Genomic DNA, 6,518 nt, shown 5'->3' on the forward strand with positions numbered 1-6,518 from the left:
TTCTTGGGCAAGCAAGAAAGTCCCTCGGGGCGCGCTGGCGAGTCAGCGCTCGGCAGGCGGCGGACCGGAGGCACGTAAACACCAGAGGAAGAACCGGGGCCAGCCACAACTAGGCAGGCGGCGGGCCAAGGGCACCGTAAACACCGACGACGAACAGCGGCCAGTCGGCGAGAAAGAGGCGGGCGTCAGGCTTCGCCCATGAGCCAGGCGCTCACGGCGCCGGCGAGGCTCATCAGCGCGAGCACGAAGATGGCGACGTCGGTGCCGGCCAGCTGGGCCAGCAGCCCGAACAGGCCGCCGATCAGTAGCAGGCCGCCGATGACGGTGTTGCTGACGGCGGTGAACGCGGCGCGCGTTTCCTGGGTTGCCATGTCGACCAGGTACGTCTTGCGGCCCAGACGCACGCCGGCATGGCTGACCCCGAGCAGGAAAAACAGGGTCGCATAGACCCAGCCGCCGGGAACCAGCGCATGGTCGGTGCCGACGGGCGCGAGCCAGACGCTCAGGGCGACCGCGATGCCGAGGCCGGCTGCAAGGAGTCCCGAGAGGATCAGGACCCAGCGGGCGGAGCGGTCGGACAGCCGGCCCCAGACCGGGGCGCTGACGGCCGAGGCCAGGCCGCTGGCGAGGATCAGCAGGCCCAGGGTGCCCAGATCACCGGCGGTCGCGTCCTCCGCGAGCAGGACGTAGAAGGGCAGTGCCAGGGCCGTGCTCATCAGCAGCGCGCGGGTCAGGACGAAGTGACCGAAGGCGCGGTCGGTCCACAGCAGGCGCATCGACTTGATGGCTTCGGTGACGGCGTTGCCGCCACCCTCGGTGGCACCCGGATCCTCGCGCAGCCGGGTGAAGGTCGCGGCGGCGACCCACCAGGCCCCGGCCGAGGCGGCCAGCAGGGCCACGAACACGCCAATGCCGGCCTCTTCCAGGTTCGCGAGAGTGAGGTAGATGCCCAGCCCCAGGGTGAAGAACCCGGCCAGCGACGCGGCGTAGCCCATCACCGTGCCGCGGCGATGCTTGGCGATGGTCTTGCCCAGCACATCCTTGGCCGCGACCGAGTTGATCCCGCGCGAAAGCGCAAAGACCACCAGTAGCCCGAGAATGGCCCAGCCGGCGGCTGCACCCTCCAGGGTCAGCGCGACCACGGCCATGCCGGCCACCGCGAGCCCGGAGAGCAGGCTGCCGAGGATCCAGAAGCCCTTGCGGATGGCCCGCCGCCGGATGGCGGCGGCCACGAACAACTGCGGCAGCAGCGAGCCGGACTCGCGGATCGGGACCAGGAAGCCGGCGAAGGCGGCCGGGGCCCCCAGGGCGCCCAATAGCCAGGCGAGGACCAGGCGGGCCGAGGCCAGCTCGTCGCCGATCTTGCTCAGGGTGTTGGAGACCAGGTGGACGAAAAAGTTAGTCGGCTGGGCGTTGCAGGCGTTTTCCGGGATGTCCTTGCAGACGCGGGCGTCCTCGTCCCCGGCGATGGTCTCGTACAGGGAGATCAGCGGGCGCGGCAGCTTGTCCGGGTCATGTTCGGCCATGGAGTCCTTCCGTTGCGGTGCCCCCCGGTCATTGCGAGGAGCCGAAGGCGACGTGGCAACCTCCCGAAGTTGGCAACGCGCCAGGTCCCGGTGGCTCCGGTGGGAGATTGCCGCGTCGCTGCGCTCCTCGCAATGACGGCGGCTGACTAACGCCGTCCGGCCAAGGGGTCGCTCGGATCGACGCTGTCGCGGAACGGCTTGCGCCGGTCGAGGTTGGTCAGCTGATAAACGTTGCCCAGCCAGTTGTTGATCACCGCCAGCGCGGTGTCGTGCCAGGTGTTGTCCAGGCGGTCCAGCAGCAGCGCCTCGGGCAGCGCTGGGATCTCGGTGCAGTGCTCCAGCGCGGCCTCGACCTGCTCGCGATGCTCGCCGAGGATCGCGGCGGCCTGCGGCATCAGGTAGTTCTCCGGTAGCGGCGGGTAGGCGTCGCGTTCGCCCTGGATGTAGCGCACGACCTCGCGCTTGTATTCCTTGAGCAGGCTGATGGAGTCGTACTCCGGGTGGCCCTGGAAGAAGACCATGCGGAAGCCGTCCGGCGAGGCACCCAGGTGGATCCCGGACTGCTCGCTCTCCACCAGTACGCGCAGGCCGTGGCGTTCGAATTGCTCGCGCGAGACATCGTTGTAGCGCGAGTGCGGCACATCGAAGCGGGTGTTGACGCCGGTGACCAGCGGGTGCCCGCGGTCCACCACCCGGTGCGGGAACACGCCCCACAGCTTCTCGCCCATGTGCACGCGGCGCTCGCCGTAGCGTGCCTGCAGCACGGCGTGGGTGGCGAGGCAGGAGCAAAGCGTCGAGGTCACGTTTTCCCAGGCCCAGTCCACCACCTCGGCCAGCGGCTCCCAGAATGGCTCCAGTGCCAGGTCCGGCTGGGTGACGTTGGCCCCGGTGATGATCAGCGCGTCGAGACCCTCTTTCTTCAGGTCCTCGAAGTCCTCGTAGTACTGCTTGATGTGATCGCGCCCCTTCGGCCCGCGCTTGAGCTGCGGCAGGGTGAACGGGTGGATATAGAACTGTGCGATCTGGTTGCTCTCGCCGATCAGGCGAAAGAACTGACGTTCGGTGGCCGACAGGGCGGCGTCCGGCATCATGTTCAGCAGCCCGATGTGCAGCGCACGGATCTCCTGCTGCTGCGCGAAGTCGCTGGGCAGTACGGTCTCGCCCTCGCTCTTCAGACGGGCAAAGGTGGGCAGATCGGAATAGGCGACAAGTGGCATTAGAGGCGAGCCTCCCGTTCCAGGGCCATGCAGACCAGGTCATCGAAGTCGGCCGCGTTGCGTACGCGCGCCAGCTCGGTGGTGCTGATGGTGTAGCCGTGGGTCTCGGCGATCGCCTCGTAGCGCGGCAGGCGCGCGCGGAACAGGCGCGAGAAGACCCAGCGCACGAAGGCGTCCGGATCGATCTGGGCAACGTAGTCCAGCCCCTCGTCACGCATGTATTCGGCAAGCTGCTGGTCGAGGAAGGCCTCGCGGTAGTACAGCGGCTTGGGGTCGCGCTCGGCGCGCTCGATCAGCTGGCGCTCGTCTTCGTCCGTTGCCTTGATGTACAGGATCAGGGTGTGCTCGGCCAGTGTCTCGAGCACGCCGGGGCTGTCCAGTTCGCAGACCGAGCCACCGGCGTCATTGACGAAATGCGGGTAGCCGAACAGCGTTTGCGCCTTGTGGATGAAGTCCGGCACGTCGAGCATCGCCTGCACCTCGGCCTGGTGGTGCAGGGTCTGGCGGCGCTTGAATTCGGTCAGCGGCAGGCCGCCCAGCTCCGGGTTGCCGAGCTTGCCGAGGAAGCTCGCCACCGGGTGCAGGTTGTCCACGGTGATGTTGTTGATGATCTGGATCGAGTCCGAGCGCAACAGGTCGCGCAGGAACGGCACCGCCATCGCCTGGGCCTTGATGTTGTCCAGGATCGGCTCGCTCAGGTAGCGCGTGCCGATGCGGTAGTCCCCCGAATAGTGGAACCAGTCCTCGCGCCGGAGCATGTTGGACAGGCGCGTCTTGCCGACACCGGACATCCCCAGCAGGGTGATGCGGCGGTGCTCCTGGTTGCGGTATTCGTCGGGTGTCAGGCGCATGGGGACTCGATTAGCGTCGCAGGATGAACAGGATGCCGGCGATCACCGCCAGGCCGCTGATGACGTAATGGTCGTACTGGAACTGCAGCCCCAGCAGGCCGCGCAGGCCGAACAGGATCAGCCAGACGCCCAATAGAATGTTGCCGAGTATGCGCATCCCTGCGGAATCCTCCGGTTAGCGGATCAGTTGGCTCAGTTCGCGGAACTGCGGATCGGCCGCGTCGCGCAGCCATTCGAACAGCACCGATTCGTGGTTGGTAATGATGGCGCCGGCAGCGCGCAGGCGTTCCAGCCCGTTGCGTTTGCGCCCGGCGTCGCGCGAGCAGACCCCGTCCTCGACCACGAACACGGTTACGCCCGCGTCCAGCAACTCCAGCGCCGTCTGGGTCACGCAGATATGCGTCTCCGAACCGGTCAGGATGACCTGGTCGCCGCCTGTCAGGCGCGCGCGCAGGTCATCCTCGGCGCAGCAGGAGAAGGACGTCTTGTCGGTGACCGTGCCGTACCCGTCGAGCGCTTGCTGCAGAGTGGCGGTGACTTCGCCCAGGCCCTGCGGATACTGACGCGAGACCTCGATCGGGATATCCAGCTTGCGTGCGGCCTCGATCAGGCGGGCGGTATTGCGCTCGACCTCGTCCCGCGCGTCCGGCATGGCGGCCAGCAGGCGTTCCTGCAGGTCGATCAGGACCAGACGCGAGCGCGCACGCTCGCAGCGGGCTCGCGGATTGGAAGCGGCAGCGGCCATTACTCCAGCAGGCGGTTGATGGCCTCGAGATCGGTCACGCTCAGGCGGCCGGCGGCGCGCTGCAGGCGCAGCGACTCGCTGAGGAAGCCGTAGCGGGCCTCGGCGTAGTCGCGCTCGGCGCGGAAGACCTCGCGCAGGGCGAGCAGGACGTCGACCTGGGTGCGGGTGCCCACCTCGAAGCCGGCCTCGGCCGCCTCGAACGCGGACTGGGTGGAGGCCAGGGCCTGCTCCAGGGCGCGCACGCGCGAGTTGTTGGAGATCACCGACAGATAAGCGCTGCGGGTGTCCTGGGTCGTACGGCGTTCAACCAGCGACTGGCCTTCCTGCGCGGCCTGGAAATTCTCGCGCGCCTGACGGGTGAGGGCGCTGACACGACCGCCGGTGTAGAACGGGATCTCCAGCTGGATCCCGACCTGGGCTTCGGTGCCCTCGAAGAACATCGCCCCGCCGGTCGTGCCGGCATCAAGGCCGTGATAGCGGTTCTCGTTGACCGAGGCGTTCAGATTGATGCGTGGCAGGCCCTCGGCGCGCTGGCGCTGGATCTGCTCGCGCGCGCTCTCCGTGCTCAGACGCTGGGCGGCCAGTTCCAGGTTGTTCGCCAGGGCGATATCCACCCAGGCCTGCGGATCGGCCGGATCCGGCGGGGTCAGCTCGGCGTCGTCGCGCAGCATGTCGAGCTGGTCCCAGTAGGTATTGGTGATCACCGCGAGCTGTTCGCGGGTCAGGTCCAGCTGGTTCTCGGCGCTGATGCGCTCGGCCTCGGCAAGGTCGCGCTGGGCCTGGGCCTCGGTGACGTCGGTGCGTGCGACCAGGCCGACCTCAAAGCGGCGCTCGGTCTGTTCCAGCTGGCGCTCGATTGCCTCGACCTCGGCCTCGCGAAAGGCCAGGGTCTCCTGTGCGATCAGCACGTCGAAGTAGGCCTGGGAGACGCGCAGGATCAGGTCCTGACGGGCGGAATCCAGTTCCGCCTCGGCGCGGGCGATCTCGAGATCCACCTGCACAAGATCAATGTAGTTGCGGCGGTCGTAGATGCTCTGCGAGAGATTGACGCCAAAGCTGGTCTGGCGCCCGTCGTCGCTTCCGGGGCGGTTGCGGTCGTCGCGGTAGAACGCGCCGGCCTCGGCCTGCCCGGAGATCTGTGGCAGCAGGGCAGAGCGAGTGATCGGGCGATTTTCCAGCACGCCGCGGTATTCCGCCTCGGCGGTGCGCAGCTCCGCGTCTTCCGTGGCGGCGCGCTCGTAGACCTCCAGGAGGCTCGAGGCGGCGGCGGGGGCCGAGATCACAAGGACCAGCCCGGCGGTGGCGAGAAGCGACGGCAGACGGTTCATGGACGCGACTCCGGAAGGATATTAGGAAAAGCCTATCCTATCAGAGCCGGTTCGGGCATGGGACCTTCATCCCAGGTTGGCCGCGCCTGAAATGGGCCCCTCGGGTGCCGCTCAGAATTCGAAGGCGGGCTTCGGCTCGAAGCCCACCAGCGGCTTCACGCGGGTCTCGAACAGCTCCTCGTGGCGGCAGCCGTCCTCGGTGGTGCGGATGATCAGCTGGGCCTCCATGATCGGACCGTCACCGGTAATCACGAACAGTCGCCCGCCCAGGGTCAGGTAGGGCTCGAGGAAGTCGTCATATTCGGTCATGCCGCCGGTCAGGATGATTGCGTCGTAGCGCGGGCGCGGCGGGGTCCAGTCGGGCGTCACCGAGGCGGTGCGCAGTTGCGCGTTCTCGATGCCGAGATCGGTCAGGCGGTTGCGGGCGGCCAGGCGCAGCTCGTCGATGCGCTCGACGCTGTCGACCTGGGCCGCGAGATGGGACAGGCAGGCCGTGACGTAGCCGGAACCGGTGCCGATCTCCAGCACGGTTTCGGTAGGCTGCGGCGACACGGCCTGCAGCAGGCGGCCGATCACGACCGGCGGCAGGGTGTTCTCGTCGTGCCCCAGGGGGATCTCGGAATCGGCGTACGCCAGGGCCTGATAGGGCTCGGGCATGAAACGCTCGCGCGGGAGCGTTTCCATTACGTCCAGTACACGGGTGTCCAGCACGTCCCAGGGGCGGACCTGCTGTTCGACCATGTTGATCCGGGCCTTGGCGTAATCCATCGCGGTTTCCTCAGTGCGCTCGACAGCCGCGAAAGAGTACGTTCACGGGCCGAAACAGGCAAGTAGATACCGTCTTGCCCTAC

The 6,518-nt window shown here is 67.5% G+C and carries 7 protein-coding genes; all 7 read right to left on the reverse strand.

Annotated features, from left to right (window positions below; genetic code table 11):
* Positions 1–185: 185 nt before the first annotated feature.
* The 7 genes from B0684_RS13540 to B0684_RS13565 all read right to left on the reverse strand — a co-directional run bounded on the left by B0684_RS13540 (position 186) and on the right by B0684_RS13565 (position 6,435).
* A complete protein-coding gene (locus B0684_RS13540) occupies positions 186–1,526 on the reverse strand; it encodes an MFS transporter (protein ID WP_018175595.1) in 1,341 nt (446 codons plus the stop codon).
* Between the two features lie 146 nt (positions 1,527–1,672).
* Entirely contained in the window at positions 1,673–2,743 is a 1,071-nt protein-coding gene (metA, locus tag B0684_RS13545; protein WP_018169246.1) for a homoserine O-succinyltransferase MetA, read from the reverse strand.
* Positions 2,743–3,594 carry a hypothetical protein gene (locus B0684_RS13550; RefSeq protein WP_018144769.1) on the reverse strand — a complete coding sequence of 284 codons (852 nt, stop codon included), beginning with the start codon at positions 3,592–3,594 and terminating at the stop codon, positions 2,743–2,745. Before B0684_RS13550 ends, metA begins: the two co-directional genes overlap by 1 nt.
* 10 nt (positions 3,595–3,604) lie before the next feature.
* A complete protein-coding gene (locus B0684_RS13905; protein WP_018144768.1) occupies positions 3,605–3,751 on the reverse strand; it encodes a hypothetical protein in 147 nt (48 codons plus the stop codon).
* An 18-nt stretch (positions 3,752–3,769) separates the two neighbouring features.
* On the reverse strand, positions 3,770–4,339 hold the full coding sequence (locus B0684_RS13555) for an isochorismatase family protein (RefSeq protein WP_018169245.1): 570 nt from the start codon (positions 4,337–4,339) through the stop codon (positions 3,770–3,772).
* The gene (locus B0684_RS13560) at positions 4,339–5,667 is read right to left on the reverse strand and encodes a TolC family outer membrane protein (protein WP_018169244.1); all 1,329 of its coding nucleotides are present in this window, start codon (positions 5,665–5,667) and stop codon (positions 4,339–4,341) included. Before B0684_RS13560 ends, B0684_RS13555 begins: the two co-directional genes overlap by 1 nt.
* Positions 5,668–5,778: 111 nt before the next feature.
* Positions 5,779–6,435, reverse strand: a complete 657-nt coding sequence (locus B0684_RS13565) for a protein-L-isoaspartate O-methyltransferase family protein (protein WP_018144765.1) — start codon at positions 6,433–6,435, stop codon at positions 5,779–5,781.
* Positions 6,436–6,518 lie beyond the last annotated feature (83 nt).

This window comes from Thioalkalivibrio versutus (assembly GCF_001999325.1).
In the GTDB taxonomy this organism is placed as follows: domain Bacteria; phylum Pseudomonadota; class Gammaproteobacteria; order Ectothiorhodospirales; family Ectothiorhodospiraceae; genus Thioalkalivibrio; species Thioalkalivibrio versutus.